This window comes from Pigmentiphaga litoralis, from assembly GCF_048632615.1.
Lineage (GTDB): Bacteria > Pseudomonadota > Gammaproteobacteria > Burkholderiales > Burkholderiaceae_B > Pigmentiphaga > Pigmentiphaga litoralis_B.
Genome location: NZ_CP184479.1, coordinates 3,811,900 through 3,831,935, shown reverse-complemented (window position 1 = coordinate 3,831,935; position 20,036 = coordinate 3,811,900). Strand labels below are relative to the sequence as shown.

General features: G+C 63.5%; 19 protein-coding genes and 2 pseudogenes. 15 read left to right on the top strand and 6 right to left on the bottom strand.

Features of this window, described 5'->3' with window-relative positions:
* The first annotated feature begins 142 nt into the window (after positions 1-142).
* The 5 genes from ACNANG_RS17545 (at position 143) to ACNANG_RS17525 (ending at position 5,192) form a co-directional block, all read left to right on the top strand.
* Positions 143-1,018, top strand: a complete 876-nt coding sequence (locus tag ACNANG_RS17545) for a fumarylacetoacetate hydrolase family protein (RefSeq protein ID WP_420224065.1) — start codon at positions 143-145, stop codon at positions 1,016-1,018.
* Between the two features lies 1 nt (position 1,019).
* Positions 1,020-2,105: a gentisate 1,2-dioxygenase gene (gene gtdA, locus ACNANG_RS17540; protein WP_420224064.1), complete on the top strand. Its 1,086-nt coding sequence runs from the start codon at positions 1,020-1,022 to the stop codon at positions 2,103-2,105.
* Between the two features lie 57 nt (positions 2,106-2,162).
* Entirely contained in the window at positions 2,163-3,365 is a 1,203-nt protein-coding gene (locus ACNANG_RS17535) for an FAD-dependent oxidoreductase (protein WP_420224063.1), read from the top strand.
* A gap of 97 nt (positions 3,366-3,462) precedes the next feature.
* Positions 3,463-4,461 (top strand): Bug family tripartite tricarboxylate transporter substrate binding protein, encoded by a 999-nt coding sequence (locus tag ACNANG_RS17530; RefSeq protein WP_420224062.1) that lies wholly within the window; start codon positions 3,463-3,465, stop codon positions 4,459-4,461.
* A gap of 50 nt (positions 4,462-4,511) precedes the next feature.
* Positions 4,512-5,192, top strand: coding sequence for an isochorismatase family protein (locus tag ACNANG_RS17525; protein WP_420224061.1), 681 nt, complete (start codon positions 4,512-4,514; stop codon positions 5,190-5,192).
* A 107-nt stretch (positions 5,193-5,299) separates the two neighbouring features.
* Here the strand turns inward: ACNANG_RS17525 and ACNANG_RS17520 are convergent, their stop codons facing one another.
* A complete protein-coding gene (locus ACNANG_RS17520) occupies positions 5,300-5,527 on the bottom strand; it encodes a glycine zipper 2TM domain-containing protein (protein WP_420224060.1) in 228 nt (75 codons plus the stop codon).
* Positions 5,528-5,737: 210 nt separating this feature from the next.
* On the bottom strand, positions 5,738-6,028 hold the full coding sequence (locus ACNANG_RS17515) for a PepSY domain-containing protein (protein WP_420224059.1): 291 nt from the start codon (positions 6,026-6,028) through the stop codon (positions 5,738-5,740).
* Between the two features lie 109 nt (positions 6,029-6,137).
* Between ACNANG_RS17515 and ACNANG_RS17510 the strand changes: the two genes are divergently transcribed.
* From ACNANG_RS17510 to ACNANG_RS17495, 4 genes are read left to right on the top strand one after another with little or no spacing between them, the layout of a single operon-like run.
* Positions 6,138-6,542 carry a PepSY domain-containing protein gene (locus ACNANG_RS17510; RefSeq protein ID WP_420224058.1) on the top strand — a complete coding sequence of 135 codons (405 nt, stop codon included), beginning with the start codon at positions 6,138-6,140 and terminating at the stop codon, positions 6,540-6,542.
* 1 nt (position 6,543) lies between these two features.
* A complete protein-coding gene (locus tag ACNANG_RS17505) occupies positions 6,544-7,209 on the top strand; it encodes a response regulator transcription factor (RefSeq protein WP_420224057.1) in 666 nt (221 codons plus the stop codon).
* Positions 7,206-8,258 carry a hypothetical protein gene (locus ACNANG_RS17500; RefSeq protein ID WP_420224056.1) on the top strand — a complete coding sequence of 351 codons (1,053 nt, stop codon included), beginning with the start codon at positions 7,206-7,208 and terminating at the stop codon, positions 8,256-8,258. The genes ACNANG_RS17505 and ACNANG_RS17500 overlap by 4 nt, the downstream gene beginning before the upstream one ends.
* A 53-nt stretch (positions 8,259-8,311) precedes the next feature.
* A complete protein-coding gene (locus ACNANG_RS17495; protein WP_420224055.1) occupies positions 8,312-8,575 on the top strand; it encodes an ATP-binding protein in 264 nt (87 codons plus the stop codon).
* Positions 8,576-8,610: 35 nt separating this feature from the next.
* Here ACNANG_RS17495 and ACNANG_RS17490 read toward each other — a convergent pair whose 3' ends face one another.
* Positions 8,611-9,393 (bottom strand): IclR family transcriptional regulator, encoded by a 783-nt coding sequence (locus ACNANG_RS17490; protein ID WP_420224054.1) that lies wholly within the window; start codon positions 9,391-9,393, stop codon positions 8,611-8,613.
* 121 nt (positions 9,394-9,514) lie between these two features.
* Between ACNANG_RS17490 and ACNANG_RS17485 the strand changes: the two are divergent.
* The 6 genes and pseudogenes from ACNANG_RS17485 to purB all read left to right on the top strand — a co-directional run bounded on the left by ACNANG_RS17485 (position 9,515) and on the right by purB (position 14,752).
* Positions 9,515-10,674, top strand: a pseudogene (locus tag ACNANG_RS17485) (CaiB/BaiF CoA transferase family protein).
* Positions 10,671-11,258 carry a cysteine dioxygenase gene (locus ACNANG_RS17480; RefSeq protein WP_420224053.1) on the top strand — a complete coding sequence of 196 codons (588 nt, stop codon included), beginning with the start codon at positions 10,671-10,673 and terminating at the stop codon, positions 11,256-11,258. The pseudogene ACNANG_RS17485 and the gene ACNANG_RS17480 overlap by 4 nt, the downstream one beginning before the upstream one ends.
* Entirely contained in the window at positions 11,255-12,094 is an 840-nt protein-coding gene (locus ACNANG_RS17475) for an enoyl-CoA hydratase/isomerase family protein (RefSeq protein ID WP_420224052.1), read from the top strand. The genes ACNANG_RS17480 and ACNANG_RS17475 overlap by 4 nt, the downstream gene beginning before the upstream one ends.
* A gap of 183 nt (positions 12,095-12,277) precedes the next feature.
* Positions 12,278-13,111: a tripartite tricarboxylate transporter substrate binding protein gene (locus ACNANG_RS17470; RefSeq protein ID WP_420224051.1), complete on the top strand. Its 834-nt coding sequence runs from the start codon at positions 12,278-12,280 to the stop codon at positions 13,109-13,111.
* A gap of 30 nt (positions 13,112-13,141) precedes the next feature.
* Positions 13,142-13,486 (top strand): carboxymuconolactone decarboxylase family protein, encoded by a 345-nt coding sequence (locus ACNANG_RS17465; protein WP_420224050.1) that lies wholly within the window; start codon positions 13,142-13,144, stop codon positions 13,484-13,486.
* A 12-nt stretch (positions 13,487-13,498) separates the two neighbouring features.
* On the top strand, positions 13,499-14,752 hold the full coding sequence (purB, locus tag ACNANG_RS17460; protein WP_420224049.1) for an adenylosuccinate lyase: 1,254 nt from the start codon (positions 13,499-13,501) through the stop codon (positions 14,750-14,752).
* Between the two features lie 184 nt (positions 14,753-14,936).
* Here the strand turns inward: purB and ettA are convergent, their stop codons facing one another.
* From ettA to yccS, 3 genes and pseudogenes are all read right to left on the bottom strand, one after another.
* Positions 14,937-16,604 (bottom strand): energy-dependent translational throttle protein EttA, encoded by a 1,668-nt coding sequence (ettA, locus tag ACNANG_RS17455; RefSeq protein ID WP_420224048.1) that lies wholly within the window; start codon positions 16,602-16,604, stop codon positions 14,937-14,939.
* Between the two features lie 64 nt (positions 16,605-16,668).
* A pseudogene (locus ACNANG_RS17450) lies at positions 16,669-17,480 on the bottom strand (Bug family tripartite tricarboxylate transporter substrate binding protein).
* Between the two features lie 232 nt (positions 17,481-17,712).
* On the bottom strand, positions 17,713-20,004 hold the full coding sequence (gene yccS / locus ACNANG_RS17445; RefSeq protein ID WP_420224047.1) for a YccS family putative transporter: 2,292 nt from the start codon (positions 20,002-20,004) through the stop codon (positions 17,713-17,715).
* Between the last annotated feature and the right edge of the window lie 32 nt (positions 20,005-20,036).

The window sequence follows — 20,036 nt, the reverse complement described above, 5'->3', positions numbered from 1 at the left end:
TCTCCCCCTCCACAGCTCCAAACAATGCCAAGCCAAGGCAGGCCCCCGCACGCCCCGCCAACTTGACAGCCGTGCTTGCGCAACCCTAATATTGAGCACGTTCAAAATTAGAACACGATCAAAAATTTCTGGAAGTCGGACCATGAGAATCTGCCGTTACAACGAAAACCGCCTGGGCCTGGTCGAAAACGATACCGTGTACGACGTGTCGTCCGTACTGGAACAGCTGCCGACCCTGACCTGGCCGGTGGCGCCGGGCGATCTGCTGATCGAACACCTGTCGCGGCTGACCCCGGCAATCCTGGCTGCGCGCGAAGGCGCCAAGGGCATCCCGATTTCCGACGTCAAGCTGCTGAGCCCGGTCGCCACGCCGGCCAAGATCATTGCCGCGCCGCTGAACTACCACGCGCACGTGGATGAGTCGCTGGCCGACGCCGGCATCCACAATGGCGTGCACGTGGCGCACTATGAAGGCTTCAAGAGCCCGGTCGCCAAGTTCGGCGTGTTCCTGAAGAACGCGACCGGCATCGTCGGCGCGGGCGAAGGCGTGCAGATCCACTTTCCGGGCCGCCGCAACGACCACGAAGTCGAGCTGGCCGTCATCATCGGCAAGCAGTGCAAGAACGTGTCGGAAGCCGACGCGATGTCGGTCGTGGCGGGCTATTCGATCGGCCTCGACATGACGGTGCGCGGCACCGAAGACCGCAGCTATCGCAAGTCGGCCGACACCTACAGCGTGCTCGGACCGTATCTGGTCACCGCCGACGAAATCGCCGAATCCGGCCAGCTGGGCTTTTCGATCCACGTGAACGAAGAACCCCGCCAGAACGCCAACACCCGCGATCTGATCACCGGCATTCCTGAACTGATCGCCATCGCGTCGAGCGTGTACACGCTATACCCAGGCGACATCATCATGACCGGCACGCCAGAAGGCGTGGGCACGGTACAGGCGGGCGACATCATGCACGCCAGCATCGACCAGATCGGCAAGATGGACGTGGCCGTACGAGGCTGACATGGACATGACTCCACCCGCAACCGCATCGACTCCATCGCGTTCACCCGAGGCGATCCGCGCCGAACGCGAGGCGTTCTACGCCCGCATCGGGCAGGACAATCTGGCGCCGCTGTGGGAACAGCTGCACAACCTGGTGACCAAGACGCCGACGTCGGCCTGCGTGCCGGCCCATTGGTCGTACGAACAGGTCCGCGCCTACATCACGGAAGCGACCGACCTGATCACGGCGCAAGAGGCCGAGCGCCGTGTACTGATCCTGGAGAACCCGGGTCTGCGCGGCAAGGCGGCGATCACGACCTCCTTGTATGCCGGGTTGCAGTGCATCTTGCCGGGTGAAGTCGCGCGTGCGCACCGCCATTCCCAATCGGCCCTGCGGCTGATCCTGGAAGGCGACGGCGCCTACACGTCCGTCAATGGCGAAAAGACCATCATGCGGCGCGGCGACTTCGTCACCACGCCGTCATGGACCTTCCATGATCACGGCAACGACAGCGACAAGCCGATGGTGTGGCTGGATGGCCTTGACGTGCAACTGGTGGCCGCGCTCGACGCGAGCTTTGCCGAGTCGTCGGACGATGACCGTCAGCAGCTGCAGCGCCCGGTGGGCGACAGCGTGCTGCGTTACGGCAATGGCATGGCGCCGGTCGACTGGACCCCTGCTCCCAACAAGGCATCGCCGCTGTTCTGCTACCCGTATGCCCGCACCCGCGAGTCGTTGTTCGGCATGCAGGCCGGCGGACAGCCGGATCCCTGCCTGGGCTACAAGCTGCGCTACATCGATCCGCTGACCGGCGGCGCGCCGATGCCCACCATGGGCGCCTATGCGCAGCTGATCCCGCGCGGCATGACCACCCTGCCCTACCAGTGTTCGTCGGGCACCGTGTTCGCCGTGCTGGAGGGCGAGGTGGACGTTCAGGTGAACGACACGCGGTTTACGGCCGTGCCGAACGACGTGTTCGTGATCCCCAGCTGGGCGGCGCATACGTTTTCAGTGCGGGAAGACGCGGTGCTGTTCAGCTTTTCGGACCGGCCGGTGCAAGAGGCCCTGGCGCTGTACCGCGAGAACCGCAGCGGCCGCGTCTGAGCGCGCGCCACGCCCGCATCGCAGCCACGCATCAACGACATTCAACAAAGCAGACACATGGCACAACACCCAGTCATCATTTCAGGCGCCGGCCCGGTCGGCCTCGTGGCCGCCCTCTCGCTTGCACAGAAAGGCATCGACGTGGTGCTGCTCGAAGGCGAGTCGCACATTCCCGAAGACCTGCGCGCAGGCACCTTCCACCCGCCCACGGTCGAGATGCTTGATACGCTGGGCATAGGCGAAACGCTGCGCAGCCGGGCGGTGCAGGTGCCCGAATGGCAGATCCGCGATCGCAAGACCGGTCTGGTAGCCCAGTTCGACCTTGGCCTGATCGCCGACCTGACGCCCTACCCCTTCCGCCTGCATGTAGAGCAGCACAAGCTGTCGAACATTGCCTATCAGGCACTGCAGCAACATTCGAACGCCAAGGTGATGTACCGCCATCGCTGCACGGGCTATACGCAGGATGCCGACGGCGTGACCGTCACGTTCGACGGGCCCGACGGCGCGGGCGAGATCCGCGGCAGCTACCTGATCGGCGCCGACGGCGCGCGCAGCGTGGTCCGCAAGACCATGGGCACCGAATTCGAGGGCTTTACCTGGCCCGAACGCTTCCTGGTGTTCGCGACGCCCTACGATCTGCGCCAGCAGGGTTATACCGGCAACGCGTACATTGCCGACCCGGACGAATGGACCGCCATCTTCATCCAGCCGCATGACGGCAATGGCATCTGGCGGATCGCGTTCCCGATCAAGGGCGACGCCGATGACACCGAGGTGCTGCAGCCCGAATCGGTGCAAGGCAAGATCAAGGGCTTCCTGTCGCCCGACATCGATTACGACATTCCCTACAAGAGCGTGTACCGCGTGCACCAGCGCGTGGCCAAGAACTTCCGCGACCAGCGGGTGTTCATTGCCGGCGACGCCGCGCACGTCAACAACCCGTTGGGTGGCATGGGGCTGAATAGCGGCATTCACGATGCCATCAACCTGACCGACAAGATTGCGCAGGTGATGCAGAATGGCGCCGACGACGATGTCCTGACCCGCTACGAGCGCCAGCGCCGCACGGTCAACGTCGAGTACGTTCAGGCCATCACCATCCGGAACAAGCGGCTGCTGGAAGAACGTGATCCGGAAGTCCGCAAGCAGCGTCTGGACGAAATGCGCGCAACCGCCAAAGACAAAGATGCCCATCGACAATTCCTCATCAATTCGTCGATGATTGCAAGCGTGCGCCGCGCGAACGAAATCGCGTAAGCCCGCAGGCAGGACAGCCTTGCCGCCGCGACGGAACAACGACCGTCGCGGCGTGCTCATAAAAAAGCCGCATTCATAAAAGCATTGGAGACAAGAGATGTCGCAAACGACTACCGGGTTGGGCCGCCGCGAATTCATCGCGGCCATGGTTCTTGGCGGACTGAGCGTCAGCCGCGCCTTTGCCGCCGCCGACGCCCTCGGCCTGGGCGACAAGATGGTGCAGGTGATCGTGCCCTTTACGCCCGGCACCACCCCCGACCTGGCCGCGCGCCTGTATTCGCAACGCCTCGCTGAGACCGCGGGCCAGCCATTCGTGGTGGAAAACCGGCCGGGCGCATCGGGCATCATCGGCCTGGGCGCGGTGGCCAAGGCCCCGGCCGACGGTCATACCATCGCGTTCAGCACCAACACCGCACTGACCCTGCCCTTCGTCTACAACACGGTCCCGTTCGACGTGCTGGACAGCTTCCAGCCTATCGCCATGGTGGGCTACACGAACTTCGTGCTGTGCGTGCATCCGTCGCTGGAAGTCACGACCTTCGGCCAGTTCGTGGAGTACGTGAAGAAGAATCCGGGCAAGGTCAACTACGGTTCGCCCGGCAAGGGCACCTTCCACCATCTGTGCATGGAAATGCTGGCCGCGCCGCTGAACCTGAACATGGTGCACGTTCCCTACAAGGGATCGGCGGGCGCCACGACCGACCTGCTGGCTGGCCACATCAAGGCGATGTTCCAGCCCGTGCACATCGCCGCGCCGTTCGTGCAGGAAAAGCGCACGGTGATCCTGGGGTCGACCCGCAAGGAACAGGACACCCAGTACGCCAACATCCCGCCGCTGGCGAGCGTCGGCGCCACGGGCTACGACGCCGAGGCCTGGTACTCGGTCGTGGGCCCCAAGGGCATGAAGCCGGATGTCGTGGCCAAGCTCAACGCCGAGATCAACCGCCTGTCGGACACCGACGTGGTCAAGTCCACGCTGGCCAAGCAGGGCGTGATCTCGAAGCGTGTCTCGCCGGCCGAACTGCAGGCCATCTCCAAGGCGGAATACACGAAGTGGCAGCAGGTCATCAAGACGGCAGGCATCACGCCCGAGTGAAGACCGCAGTATGCTGACGATTGTTCATCAGCCATCGTCAAGGACCCGCCATGCATGACATCGATATTCGTCCCCACATCATCGACCGCGTGGTTGCGCGGCGGGGACGCCACCACCTGTTCGATCGCATCGATGCCAGGACCACGGCACTGGTTGTGATCGACATGCAGCCCACCTTCGTGGCGGAAGGCGGCGCGGGCGAGGTGCCGATGTCCCGCAGCATCATTCCCAACATCAACGCGCTGGCGCAGGTGTTGCGCGAACGGGGCGGCGTCGTGGTCTGGGTGGTGCATGCCAACGCGCGGATCGGAGACACGTCGGACTGGTCGGGTTTCTATGACCGCTTCGTGGCGCAGGACGTGCGCGCACGCACGATAGAGATGAATGCGCCACGGCCCACGTCGGAAGCGCTGTGGCACGAACTGGACGTGCGTCCTTCGGACGTGCACATCGTCAAGAACCGCTACAGCGCGCTGGTCAGCGGATCGTCGGGACTGGAGCGTAGCCTGCGCAGCCTGGGCATCACCAACCTGCTGATCGCGGGCACCAAGACCAATGTGTGCTGCGAGTCGACAGGCCGGGACGCCATGATGCTCGACTTCTTTCCGATCATGGTATCGGACTGCCTTGCCGCGCTGTCGGATGAAGAACACCGTGCCACGTTGGAAACCTTCATCCAGCAATTTGGCGATGTGATGACGTCGGGCGACGTGGCCGAACGCCTCAAGTAGAAAAATCCGCGCAAAAAACCGCCCCGCCCATGTTTCCATGGACGGGGCGGTTATTTTCCGGACGCCTGAGCGCCCGGCAGCCTGCATGCCCCTTGCGGGGCAGCCGCTTAACGGTTCTTGCCGACCTGGTCGCCGACCACGCCGCCAATCGCAGCGCCGCCAACCGTACCCAGCACGCCGCCACCGGAAACACCAGCGCCGACCAGACCGCCGACGCCAGCGCCGACTGCCGTGCTCTTCTGACGGCCCGACATGCCGTCCCAGGTGGAGCAACCCACGGCCGAGATGGCCAGGGTCGTGCCAATGACGAGCTTCGCAATAATGGATGTGTTCATGATGGACTCCTTATAGGCATGCTTTTCGTTTAACCCACCGCATGACTGTAGGTTGACAGATGTGCATGGAGGCATGTGTCAGCGTCATCGCATAACCATGTCAGAACGTAACGCGCCCTCGGAATGAGCAGATCTGCCGGGACGTGTGGTTACGCGCTGTTTCATGCTGATGGCGCGAGAGCCACACTGGGGTGGCGCGTGCGCGCCGCATCAACGCAGGCGGCTCAGCCAGCTGGACGGCTTGACCACCTCGCCCGATACCGGATCCAGGTAGAGTTTGACCTTGGCGCCATTGCGATCATAGCCTTCGACTTCCCAGCAGCCGTCGTCGGCTTCGACGTCGCGTACGTCGTAGCCCAGCGCCTCGGCCTTGCTGATGGCCTGGTCGATCGGAATCCACTTGTCGCGCGGGTGGTAAGGGCATTTGTCGGCGGCATGCGCGGCGGACAGGGTCAGGCCGAAGGCCGACACGGCAATCAACAGGGAGGGCAGCAGACGCATCGGAACTCCTGTAAAGGATCATCAAAACCGCAGCGTAGCAATCGCGGCGCGATCCATCCTGACCTGCGTTGTCAGCGTTATATCAGTCTCGGTTTGTTAGGGTGGCGGCATGTCTTTCCGACCCGCCCTTCCAAGCTCCCTGCTGGCCTTGCTGCTGGTGGTCCTGCTCGCCGTGTGCGCGCCGCCGGCTGGCGCGCGCGACAATGACGATGACCGACGCCACGAGCACAGCCACGACAGGGACCGGGAGAGGGACAAAGACCGCTCGGACAAGGACCGCTCGCGCGACCGGGACCAGGACCGGGCTCGCAACGCGCTGCTGCAAGGCGAAATCCGTCCGCTGTCGGCCGTGCTGAAAACCGTGCGCGACAAGGTGCCCGGCGAGATCATCGAAATCGAACTCGACCGGGAAGACAAAGGGTGGGTGTACGAGGTCAAGGTGCTTACTTCCAACGGGCGGCGCAAGAAAGTCGATGTCGACGCCCATTCGCTCGATATCCTGAAGATAGACTGATATGCGCATCCTTGTAGTCGAAGACGAACCCCGCATTGCGGCCGATGTGCGCACCGGCCTTGAGCGTGCTCAATATGCGGTCGATGTCTGTACCGATGGCGAGAGCGCCTGGTTCCAGGCCGGCACCGAAGATTACGACGCGATCGTGCTCGACCTGGGCCTGCCGAAGATGGACGGCCTGTCGGTGCTCAAGCGGCTGCGGGCGTCGGACGTCACCACGCCCGTGCTGATCCTGACGGCCCGCGACGGCTGGCGCGACAAGGTCGAAGGCATCGACGCGGGCGCCGACGACTATCTGGCCAAACCTTTCCAGATGGAAGAACTGCTGGCGCGGCTGCGGGCGATCACGCGGCGTGTGGTCGGGCAGACGACGTCGCTGCTGACGGCCGGCCCGGTCGAAGTCGATACCCGGACCCGGCTGGTGACCGTGCACGGCAGCGCCATGCCTCTGTCCGCACTGGAATACCGTCTGCTGTCCTACCTGCTGCATCACCGCGGCCGCATCGTCTCGCAAAGCGAGCTGCTGGATCATCTGTATTCCGGCGACTCGGACCGCGACACCAATGCCATCGAAGCGCTGGTGGGCCGCCTGCGCCGCAAGCTGGACGTGGACCTGATCGAGACACGGCGCGGCCACGGCTATCTCGTGCCCGACCGGTTTCAATGAGCCCACGGTCGTTGCGGGTCCGGCTGGTAGGCGCGGCGACGCTGTTGATCGTGCTGGCGCTCGCGCTGGGCGGCATCGGTCTGACCGCCATTTTCGACGAGCAGGCCGAACGCCGCGCCGCAACCGAACTGGACCTGCACGTCAAGACCCTGGCGGCACAGGTGCGGCTGGATGCCGCCGGCGCGCTGCAGGTCGACGTTCCGCCGCAGGAACCGCGCTTCGAACAACCCTATGGCGGCCTGTACTGGCAGATCGACGGACCCGGCGGAAAACGGCTCCGGTCACGATCTCTGTGGGACTTCGTGCTGCAGGACCCGCCAGGCAGCGCCGCCGCGCGCGATCTGGACATGCATGAGATTTCCGGCCCGGAAACTGCCCGGTTGCTGGCGATCCAGCGCACGATCGTCGTACCGCAGGGCGCCAGCGAACAGCGACTGCAGATCATGGTGGCGGTCGACGAAGCGCTGCTGGCAGCCGAACGCTGGTCCTTCCTGGGCCTGCTGCTACCGTCGTTACTGGCCCTTGCCACCTTGCTGGTGCTGGCCATGGCCTTCTTCATCCACCTGGCGCTGCGCCCTTTCCGCGCCCTGCGTGCCGACCTGGGCGACATCCACGCCGGCCGGCGCCGCACGCTGTCCCGCGACGTGCCCGAAGAGGTGCAGCCGGTGGTGGACGATCTCAACCGTTTGATCGGTTTTCAGGACGCCGCCGTCGAACGCGCGCGCACGCAGTCGGCCGATCTGGCCCATGGCCTGAAGACGCCCCTGGCCGTGCTCGGCTCCATGGCACGCACCGCGCGCGACGCCGGCGAACTCAAGCTGGCCAGCGGCATCGATGAACAGATCGACGCCATGCGCCGCCACGTCGATCGCGCCCTGGCCCGCGCGCGCGCCGGCATGGCTGCCGCGCTGGGCCAGCAGGCCGCCGATGTATCGGTCGTCTGCCGCAAGACCCTGCGTATGCTCAAGACCCTGCCCGATGCGGGCGCGTTGACCTGGGACAGCGACGTGCCGGAAGGCCTGCATTTCGCGGGTGACGAGGAGACCTGACCGAGCTGCTGGCCAACCTGCTGGACAACGCCCGCAAGTGGGCGGCCGGCAGGGTGCGTCTGACGGCGCGGGCCGGCAACGGCCAGGTGGTGGTGGTGATCGAGGACGACGGCCCGGGCATGTCGGAAGCCGAGACGGCTCACATCGATCGCGGTCAGCGGTGGGATGAATCGACGCCCGGAACAGGGTTCGGGCTGGCGATCACGCGAGACCTGGTCGACGCGTATCACGGGCGACTGAAGCTGGACCGATCCGAATTGGGGGGATTGCGGGTGACGCTGGAATTGCCGAGCCCTCGGATGCCGGTCAAGAAGTAGAGGCGCGAAAGCATGCTCCGAGTCGGAGGCTCACGTTAATGCCAGGCGCTCGTGACTCGCGACAGCACGTGATGCGATTCGCCGCCGCCAAGTCCTGCTGACAAGCCCGCCGCGGCTTGCATGACCTCCTCGGCAAACTGCTTGAGCCGGGCAGGCTTGAAACGTTCTGCCGGCCCAGACACACCAATCGCGGCAATGACCGTCCCGGCTGCGTCCCCGATGGGTGCCGCCACACCACTTACGCCAATGCGCCACTCTTCGCGGTTTACCGCGTAGCCGCGTTTGCGGACTTGTTCCATTTCGGCCAGGAATCGCGCGGGGTTGGTCAATGTCCGGTCGGTGTGCGAGTCGAGGTGTTCAGACATCGCCGCCAAAGCGGTCCTGCCTCGAAACGCGACCATGGCCTTTCCCGTTGCGACGCAATGTGCAGCAGCGCGCCCGCCGATCTGGCTGTAGGCCCGCACCGGGTTCGGGCTTTCCACCTTGTGCACGTACACGACCTCGCGCTGATCCAGAACCGACAAGTGCACGGATTCACCGGTGCGTTCCATGAGCGCTTCCATGACGGATTCGGCATGCCTGCGCAAGTCAAAGCCGGACAGCGCGGCTGAGCCCAACTCCCACAGTTTGATCGATGCACTGTAGCGCCCGCCGGGGTGCCGGATCACGTAGCGCTGATCTGTCAGCGCCTGCAGCATCCGATGCGCGTTGCTCTTTGGCAAAGCAAGCGCCAGGGCGATCTCTGTCACGCCCATGGGTACTTCGGCCCGGGCCAGGGTCTCAAGGATGGCAAGGCCTTTGATGAGGGTGTTGTTCATGCTTCCAACGTCATAACGTTATGCAACGCAGTTCTCAATTATAGAACAGTTGTCCCGCAAACGGGAACGCTCATAAGCTTTGTCCACTGCTGCGATGCAGTTCACGGAGACATATAGCGTCATGACGGTTCTTCCACACAACAAGCTGCCACTGGCGGGCGTCAAGGTGATCGAATTTTGCGCGGTCGCGGCCGGACCTTTCTGCGGCATGCTGCTCGCGGACATGGGTGCCGAGGTCGTAAAAATCGAATCGCCCGCGGGCGATGCACTTCGGTCATGGCCTCCTATTTCAAACGGCTTCAGTGAAAACTTCGCGTCGCTCAACCGCAGCAAACGCTCCGCAGTGCTCGACCTCAAAGACCCGGAGGACCTGCATGTGGCCCGCGCTCTGGTCCGCGACGCCGACGTTCTGATCGAGAACAACCGGCCTGGCGTCATGGACCGGTTGGGGCTGGGTTATGCGGCGTTGTCCGAAACACATCCTGCCCTTGTCTACTGCTCGATCTCGGCGTACGGCCAGAGCGGGCCCCGAGAAAGAGAAGGCGGCTTCGACCTGACCATCCAGGCGGCAGCAGGCGTAATGAGCGTGACCGGCGCGTCAGAAGAGCCGGTCAAATGCGGGGTACCGGTAGCCGACTTTGCGTCGGGACTCTATGCCGCGTTCTCGATCGCGAGTGCCCTGGCAGCAGTGCGCGCCGGCAACGCCGGCACACATATCGATGTCCCCATGTTCGGATGCACCCTGGCCATCGGCGCACTGCAGACCAGTGAATTTTTGGAACCGGCGTGAACCCTCGCAAGCTGGGGTCGGCACACCCGCGCAACGCGCCGTACCAAGCGTATGCGGCACAAGATGGCTACTTTGCCATCGCGGCCGGAAACAATGGGCTGTGGCGTGCAGTCGCGCGGGCGGTAGGTCTGGAGACGCTCGAACATGACCCCAGGTTTGCGGAGGTCAGCGATCGCGCGCGACATCAGGGCGCTCTCAAGGACTTGTTGGAAGCGAAGTTCCAACACAGCACGGTCGATCATTGGCTGAAGGTGTTTGAGCAGGCCGGTGTGCCCCACTCGCGTATCAACGACTACGAAACCGCGCTTGCCGACCCACAGGTCACGCACATGGAGTGGGTGCAGGACATGGAACTGCCGGGCGGCGCACGCACGCGCACTTTCGCCTCGCCCATACGGCTGAACGGCCAATCGCTTCCCATATCCCGACCGCCGCCTGCGCTTGGCGAATACACATCAACGGCCCGCGACCTCATCAGGAGAAAAGCATGATGCCGCTCACAATCGAACAGGCACCAAGGCTTGCAACGTTTCTGAGGGGCATGGATGCCTTGGTTGAGCGCCATCGCGCCGAAGCCGAGCTGCTGAATGGATGCGAGCCGTTGCTGAAAGAACTGGTCGCAGTGGATGACTGGCTGCCCGCTACCCACGCGGCGCCACACCCGCAGTTCTATCAGCAATACGCGTTGCATGTCGACCCACTGAACCGATATTCGGTTGTGAGCTTCGTGTGGGGGCCTGGGCAACGCACGCCGGTACACGACCACGGCGTCTGGGGCGTAATCGGCATGTTACGTGGAGCCGAACGCTCGGCCGGCTTTTCGTTGCAGGATGGCCGGCTGATCGCAACAGGATCCGAAGACATCCTGAAGCCGGGCGACACCAGCCGTGTATCCCCCGCCATCGGCGATATCCACCAGGTCAGCAACGTCTATGCGGATCGGGTGTCGATCAGCGTGCACGTATATGGCACCGACATCGGGAAGCAATCACGCCATGTCTATGACCCGGTCGCCGGTACTGCCAAGCCTTTTATTTCCGGCTACGCCGCTCCTGTTCTGGAAGCCGGCGCATGACCGACGTGCTGACCGTATCGCGCAACGGCGACGAATGCCATGTCTTGCTGAACCGGCCGGCCGCGGGCAATGCGCTGAACGCCGACATGGTCGGCGCACTGCTCGAAGTGCTCGACGCTCGCTGCAGCGATGGCACACAGCGACTGACTCTTGAAGGAGCCGGTCGACACTTCTGCACAGGCTTCGATCTGTCCGATGTCTTGGCAATGACCCGCAAACATGACGCTGAGCCGAACGACGGCGATGCACGGCACGCTGACGACTGTCTTCTTGGCCGCTTCGCGCGGATCGAACGATTGCTGCAGGCGTTGGCTGACACGCCGTTTCAGACGATTGCCCGGGTGCACGGCCGAGCTACCGGCGCTGGAGCCGATCTGCTGACGGCCTGCACCCGACGCGAGTTGACCAGCGATGCGATCGTCTCGTTTCCGGGCGCTTCGGGCTTCGGTCTGGTGCTGGGCACTCGCCGCCTTGCAGCCCGTGTCGGTCCAGCCATTGCGCGCGAGTGGGTGACGTCCGGACGCAGCATCACTGCCGCCGAAGCGCTGGCTGCTGGCCTGGCCACTACCGTGACAGGCCCACCCGCGCCGCCTCCTGCCGACGCAAGCCCTCAACGCGAACTCGATGCGTACACTGCTGCGCTGATTGATGACGCGCTGCACGACGACATCGGCATGGAAGCCTGGGCCGACCTGACGCAGACGCGTCGCCGCGCCAATGACAAAGACCTTGCCTTGCTGGTGGCATCCGCCGCACGGCCGGGCCTCGCCCGGCGCATTGCCGGATATATGGGCAGCATCTCGGCATTCCGCCGACAGCAGGTTCCCACGCAGTAAGCCAGGCAAGGGAGCAAACGACTCCCGCCTAATCAAGGAGACACTCATGCGAGTCGTTGTGCACGCCGGCCTTGCGCTGGCCGTTCTGTCCGCCCCTTTGGCGTCCGCGCAGAACAGCACCCCTATCCCAACAAACCGGTCAAGCTGATCGTTGGCTATGCGCCGGGCGGCGGTACCGACATCATGGCCCGGTTGATCGGGCAACAGATCACCGGATCGCTCGGCGAATCCGTGGTGGTCGAGAACCGCCCAGGTGCTGGGCAGAACATTGCCAACTCGCTGGTGGCGCGTGCTCCCAACGACGGCTACACGCTGTTGCTGAGTTCGTCCGCGCTGGCGGTCAACGGCAGCCTTTACCCGAAGCTTGACTATGACCCCGTGAAGAGCTTCGAGCCGGTCGCCATGTTCGCGCAAAGCCCGAACGTGCTGGCCGTGCCGGCATCATTGGGCGTCAGCACGGTCAAGGAGTTCATTGACTACGCAAAGAAGCATCCGGGCAAAGTAAATTTTTCGTCGTCCGGCGCGGGGAGCACTCAGCACCTTTCTGCCGAAATGTTCAAACAGACCGTCGGCATCGAGGCCACGCATGTTCCCTACAAAGGTTCGGGCCCCTCCATCCTTGCCGTGCAAAGCGGAGACGTCCACTACACCTTCATCAACATTCCGTCGGTCACGCCCATGTTGAACGGCGGCAAGATCAAGGTACTCGCCATCACGAGCGACAAACGTTCGCCTGTACTGCCCGATGTTCCGACCATGGCAGAAGCAGGCGTGACAGGCATGGAAGTTTCGGCGTGGTACGGCATCCTGGCGCCAGCCGGCACGCCTCGCCCCGCCATCGACAAGCTGAATGCCAGCATCAACGAGGCCGTGACTGCCAAGGAGTTTCGCTCGCAACTGGAGCAAGCAGGCGCGGAACCCTTGAACGGAACGCCTGCGGATTTCACCCGTTTCCTTTCCCAAGACATTGCGCGGTGGAAGCAGGTCATCCAGACCTCCGGCACCCGCATCGACTGACTGTTTCACCCCTTCCCAATGGAGATCACCATGTTTCAGAAATGGACCGAATTGTTCAGCACACTGCGCACGTCTCACGGCAAGCTTGGCGATACCAATCCAAAGATGCTCGAGGCCTACCGTCATCTCAGCATGGCGCAGGGCTCGAACGGCGCCCTCGACGCAAAGACACGCGAACTCATTGCACTGGCCGTCGCGGTGACCACCCGGTGCGACGGGTGCATTTCTTCGCATGCGGCCGCAGCCGCCAAAGCCGGGGCGACCGAAGCCGAGGTGAGCGACGCGCTCGGTACCGCCATTGCGTTAAACGCGGGTGCGGCCTACGTCTATTCGCTTCATGCGATGGAAGCTTTCGGCGAATTCAAGAACGCTTAACCGGAGAATCACGTGGGTGCTTACGTCATCGACAGCGCGTTATTCCGCGACCAGTTCAGCACGGAAAAAACGCGACAGATATTCAGCGACGAGACAACCGTGCAGCGGTGGCTTGATGTAGAAGCCGCGCTCGCTCGCGTGCAAGCGCGGATGGGCATCATTCCGAAAAAGGCAGCCCGCGAGATCGACGCGAAGGCAAGGGTCGAGAACATCGACCTTGCCAAGCTGAAGCGGGAAATGGATCGGACGAGCCATCCTATCGTGCCTTTGCTACGGGCCATGAAAGACGTTTGCGATGGGGAGGCGGGTGAATTCATCCATTGGGGTGCGACTACCCAGGACATCATCGACACGGGAACGATCTTGCAGATCAAGGACGCGTTGGCCGAGATCGAAGGGCACTTGCAGGAAACGCATCGCAATGTGTGCAAGCTGGCGACCCGCTATCGTGACCTGACCATGGTGGCGCGCAGCCATGGTCAGCACGCCCTGCCCATCACCTTCGGATTCAAGGCTGCAGTGTGGGCGGAGGAAATTCGTCGCAACCTGCAGCGCCTTGAGCAGCTGAAACCCCGCGTGCTGGTGGGGCAGTTTTCCGGAGCGGTCGGCACGTTGGCGGCGCTGGGCGACCAGGGGATCGCCGTGCAGAAAGCGCTATTTGAAGAGCTGGGTCTGGCCTGCCCGGAGATCACGTGGCATGTCTCGCGCGATGGCATCGCCGAGCTGGCCAGCGTGATCGCCATCTGTACCACGACCCTCGGCAAGATCGCGCACGAGGTCTATGCGCTGCAAAAGACGGAAACGGCCGAGCTGGAGGAGCCCTTCACCATGGGCAAGGTGGGCAGCAGCACCATGCCGCACAAACGCAACCCGCCAACCTGCGAAACGATCGTGGCCATCTCCAAGATCGTTCGCAGCACCGCCGGGCTTGGTCTTGAAGCGATGATGGCTGAACATGAACGCGACAAGATTGCGTTGCAGGTCGAGCGAGAATTCGTGTCCCGGATGTTATGTATGGCGGACGCGGCAGCAACCAAGCTGGCCTTCGTCACGGGGAACCTGACCGTGCGCGGCGACAACATGGAACGCAACCTGTTCATTCAGAAAGGGCTGCTGCTGTCGGAAGCCGTCATGATGCAATTGGGGGACGTGCTGGGACGCCAGGAAGCGCATGAGGTCGTTTATGCGGTCTGCATGAAAGTGTTCGAAGAAGGCGGAACCTTCAAAGAGGGCTTGCTGGCCGACCCCTGGTTTCGGAACACCTGACCACCGAGCAGATCGACGCAATGCTCGCGCCACATGCCTACACTGGCATGGCCGGGGTGTTCGTGGACCGCGTGGCGGCGCACGCAGCGCGGGGCTAGTTTGGTCGAGACACTGGGTGATCGACACCGTCATGAAAAAAGCCAGCACATCATGCTGGCTTTTCCGTGCTTACTTTGGTTCCGGCTTACTTCAGCGCCTTGTAGCGCAGGCGCTTGGGCTTGGCCCCTTCTTCGCCCAGCCGCTTTTTCTTGTCGGCTTCGTATTCCTGGTAGTTGCCGTCAAAGAAGGTGACTTGCGAGTCGCCTTCGAAGGCCAGGATGTGCGTGGCGATCCGGTCCAGGAACCAGCGATCGTGGCTGATGACCATGACGCTGCCCGGGAACTCGAGCAAGGCGTCTTCCAGCGCGCGCAGCGTCTCGACGTCGAGGTCGTTGGACGGCTCGTCCAGCAGCAGCAGGTTGCCGCCGGCGAGCAGCGTCTTGGCCAGATGCAGGCGGCCGCGTTCACCGCCCGACAGGTTGCCGACGATCTTGTTCTGGTCGCCACCCTTGAAGTTGAAGCGGCCCAGGTAGGCGCGCGACGACATTTCGAATCGGCCGACGGTCAGGATGTCGGCGCCGTCGGACACGGCGTCGAACACGGTCTTGCCGTCTTCCAGCGCGTCGCGGGTCTGCGCAACGTAGGCCGTTTTGACGGTAGAGCCTTTCACGACCTCGCCCGAATCCGGGGTTTCCTGACCGGCGATCATGCGGAACAAGGTCGACTTGCCGGCGCCGTTCGGGCCGATGATGCCGACGATCGCGCCGGGCGGCACCTTGAAGCTGAGGTTGTCGATCAGCAGGCGATCACCATAGCCCTTGCTGACGTTGGTGAATTCGACCACTTCATTGCCCAGACGCTCGGCCACTGGAATGAAGATTTCAGAGGTCTCGTTGCGCTTCTGGTATTCATGCGAGCTGAGCTCTTCGAAGCGCGCAATCCGTGCCTTGGATTTGGCCTGGCGCGCCTTGGGATTCTGGCGCACCCATTCCAGTTCCTTCTTGATGGTCTTCTGGCGCGCCGATTCGTTGGCTTCTTCGTTCTTCAAGCGCGCGTCTTTCTGTTCCAGCCACGAGCTGTAGTTGCCCTTCCACGGAATGCCATGTCCACGGTCCAGCTCCAGAATCCACTCGGCGGCATTGTCCAGGAAGTAGCGGTCGTGGGTCACGGCAACCACGGTGCCCGGGAATTTTTGCAGGAATACTTCCAACCAGTCGACGCTTTCGGCATCCAGGTGGTTGGTCGGCTCGTCCAGCAGCAGCATGTCGGGCTTGGACAGCAGCAGGCGGCACAGGGCCACCCGGCGCTTTTCACCGCCCGACAGGTTGCCGATCATGGCGTCCCAGGGAGCCAGGCGCAGCGCGTCGGCCGCGATTTCCAGCTGGTGCTCGACGTCGCCGCCGCTGCTGCCGGTCGCGATGATGGCTTCGAGTTCACCCTGCTCGGCAGCCAGCGCATCGAAGTCCGCGTCGGGTTCGGCGTACGCGGCATAGACCTCGTCCAGGCGCTTCTTGGCCGCAAAGACCGAGCCCAGGCCCTCTTCCACGGCCTCGCGTACGGTGTATTCCGGATTGATCTGTGGTTCCTGCGGCAGGTAGCCGATATTCAGGTTCGGCATCGGCACGGCTTCGCCTTCGATGTCCTTGTCGAGCTGAGCCATGATCTTGAGGAGCGTGGACTTGCCGGACCCGTTCAGGCCCAGCACGCCGATCTTGGCACCCGGAAAGAACGAAAGGGAGATGTCACGCAGGATCTGCCGCTTTGGCGGCACGGTCTTGCCGACGCGGTGCATGGTGTAGACGTATTGGGCCATGATGGAGTGCTCGAGGTAAGGAGGATCAGGCGCCGGCGTAGCGGGTCCGCTGCCGGCTGGCCGATCATTCCAGGGTGATGTTGGCTTGCTTGATGATGTCGCGGTTGTTGTCGTATTCGGTCCGGATCGCCTTGGCGAAGTCGGCCGCCGTGCCACCGGTCGGTACATTGTCACTGCTGATCAGCCGCTCGCGAATATCAGGCATGGCCAACACGTCATTGATGACGCCATTCAGCACCGTCACCAGGGCCGGGGGCGTGCCAGCGGGCGCAAAGATGCCGAAGACCGACATCAGGTTGGCCTTGGGATAGCCCAGTTCGGCAAACGTCGGCACGTTGGGCATGACGTCGACGCGCTGCGGCGCACCGACGGCGAGCGGGCGGAGCTTGCCGGCCTTGATGTGGCCATTCAACAGCGGGCCCAGATTAGTCGTCAGCACTTCGAACTGACCGGCCAGCGCGTCGTTCTGCTGCTGGCCGCCCCCTTGTACGGGATGTGCGTGATGTCGACGCCGGCCGACCGCTTGAACTGCTCCAGCGTGATGTGCCCCACCGTGGCGAGGCCCGACGTGGCCCAGCGCAAGGCGCCTGCCTTGGCCTTGGACTGCGCGACGAGATCGTTCATGGACTGGCCGGTAAAGCCGGGCGTACCCAGCAGCACCACCGGCGAGAACATGACACTGGCGACCGGCGTAATGTCCTTGAATGGGTCGTATGCGACCTTGCTGAGCAAGGGGTTCAGCGCCAGCGGACTGATCGAGGAAAAGCCAAGGGTGTAGCCATCGGGCGCGGCCTTGGCGACGGCGTCCATGCCGATGGTGCCGCCCGCACCGCCCTTGTTTTCGACGATGACGGGCTGGCCCAGCCGGACCGCCATCTTTTCCGCCATGGCCCGCGCCACGATGTCGCTCACGCCCGCGGGCGGATAGGCGACGATGATGCGCACGGGTTTGAGGGGCCATGAAATCGGGGTCACGGCGGACGCGGGCAACGCGCCAACGACACACACGGCAGAGGCGAGGAACAGGCAGAAACGCTGGAGTATCACGGCTTGAAAACTTGCGGGAGGGAAGCCGGCCATTGTAAGGGATCGCCGGCGGCCCGAGGCGTCAAGCCGGATGCGCGCGTTCCAGGGACGGCTTGTCGGCAGCGGCGTCGCCAGCAGAGGTTACGATGGCTTGCGTCCCGTCAGCCGGGGCGGCGCCGGCTGGATCGGCGGCGTCCATGCGTTCTTCCTGGTTCAGCAGGCGGCTGCCGACTTTGCGAATCGGCGCCAGCTGCCGCGTGATCAGCGCCAGTTGCGTCTGCACCAGACGGCGCGCGTCATCGATGGTGTCGGGCAGCGTTTCCAGCTGCGCGGCCAGGCTTTCTTCTTCGTCGTTGCGCACCATGATGGGACGACGATCCGCCAGGCCGATCGCCACTTCATCCAGCGCGGCGGCCACGCGCTCGGCCTGCTGCAGCATGGCCAGGTCGCCGGGCGCATCCAGGACCGTATCGCCCCGATGCGCACCCAGGCCCGACAGGTAATTCAGCAACGTGTGCGACAGCACCAGAAAACGCAATCCCGTGTCGGCATCCCGGCGAAAATGGCCTGGTTCGGCCAGGATGTTCGACATCGCCACCGAAAACGCCGCATCGGCGTTATGGGCATTGCGCCGCGCCGTCCGGTACGCCAGGTCGTCCAGCTTGCCAGTGCGATACTGCGCCAGGATCGCGCGCAGATACCGCGCGTTGTTTGCGACCGCGTTCGACGCCAGCTTGTTCAGCCGCCGCCCCTGCCAATCGGGCAGGATCACGAATACGGCCAGCACCGCGATCATCCCGCCCACGAACGTGTCGACCATGCGCGGCAGGATCAGGTCGTAGCCATTGCCCACCTGGTTGAAGCACATCAGCACCAGCAGCGTCATTGCCGCCGTCGCCACCATATAGCGGCTGGCCCTAGTGGCAAAGAACACCACGCCTGCCACTACCGCAATCACCGCCTGCAACGACGCGCCCGGCGCCAGCTTGAACAGCGCCCACCCGATTACCAGACCGATCAACGTGCCGCCGATCCGCTGCGTGGTGCGCTTGCGCGTCGCGCCATAGCTGGGCGCCGAAACGAACAATGTCGTCAGCACGATCCAGTAACCTTCGCTGGGATGCAGCAGATGCACCATGCCGTAACCCACCGCCAGTGCGATCGCCAGGCGCAGCGCGTGCCGGAACAGCGGCGCGGCCGGGGTCAACTGCAGCCTGATCCGGTCCAGGGCGTCCTTGAAAGACTTGGGAGAGCGGTCGAGCAGGGAGGTGTCCTGTTCTTCGACCGTGGCCTGTTTGCCTGCCCCCGACAGCCGCCGGTTCAGCGCGCCCAGATTGCCAGACAGCGCCGACAGTGACCGCAGCAGGTGGCTCCATTCCGGCTTGTTCTGCGCGCGCAGATACGCCATGGAGGCATCAAGGTCATCCTTGGCCTGCTGCGCCTCGCTGTCGTTCACGAAGGGCTGGCGCATCTGGATCGCCAGCGCCAGCCGACGGCAGACCCGTCCTTGCGAGCGCAATAGGCGCTGGCAGCGGAACATGATGTCGCTATGGAAGAAAGTATCGGCCAGTTCGTTGTACGGATAGTGGGACGACGACGCGCGTTCGTGCACGTCCTGGGCGATGAAGTACAGCGCCAGATAGCGGCTGTTTTTTTGCCCCGGCCGCGCCTGGCCGACTCGGCTGAAGATGCTTTCCTTGGCCACGTTCAGCGCGGTCACGACCTTGCTGTTGAGCTGCGCAAGCTGCAGGCGCTGCGCTTCGATGTCGACCCCGCGAACCGGTTCGAACATGGCCGATTTCAGCTTCAGGTAATCACCCAACGCATGGAACAGCACGGCCAGCTTCTGTTGCACGGGTTGGTGCGCGAATAGCGCGCACCACAGCACCGACAGGGCGCCGTACCAGGTCGCGCCGATCAGCAGCAGGGCAGGTTCACTCCAGAAGTGGTCGGACGTTCCATTGGCATGTTCGACGCCGATCGTGGTGTAGATGGCCAGGATCAGCGTGGCATAGGCGATGGCGCGATACCGCTCGCCAATCGCGCCCAGCATGGTCAGGCCGAACGCCGAGATCGAGAGCCCGATCACGAACAGCCACGGATACGGAAACAGGGCCTTGACCGACAGCGCCGCCACGGCAAAGCAGGCGAGCGTGACAATCTGCGCCCGCAAGCGGCCACGCCAGCTGTCATCGGTTTCGGACAAGGCGCAAGCGATGATGCCCAGGAACACCGGAATCAGCGCTTCCTGCTCATTCATCCGCCAGCAGACACCCATCACCGTGGCCAGCGCGATGAACACCCGCAGGCTATAGACGAAGGTGTCTTGCGCCCAAAGGCGACGCAGAAAGTGAACGAGTGTCGGTGCGCGCATAGTGCCGTCGAGGAGCCTGCGCCGAAGGGATC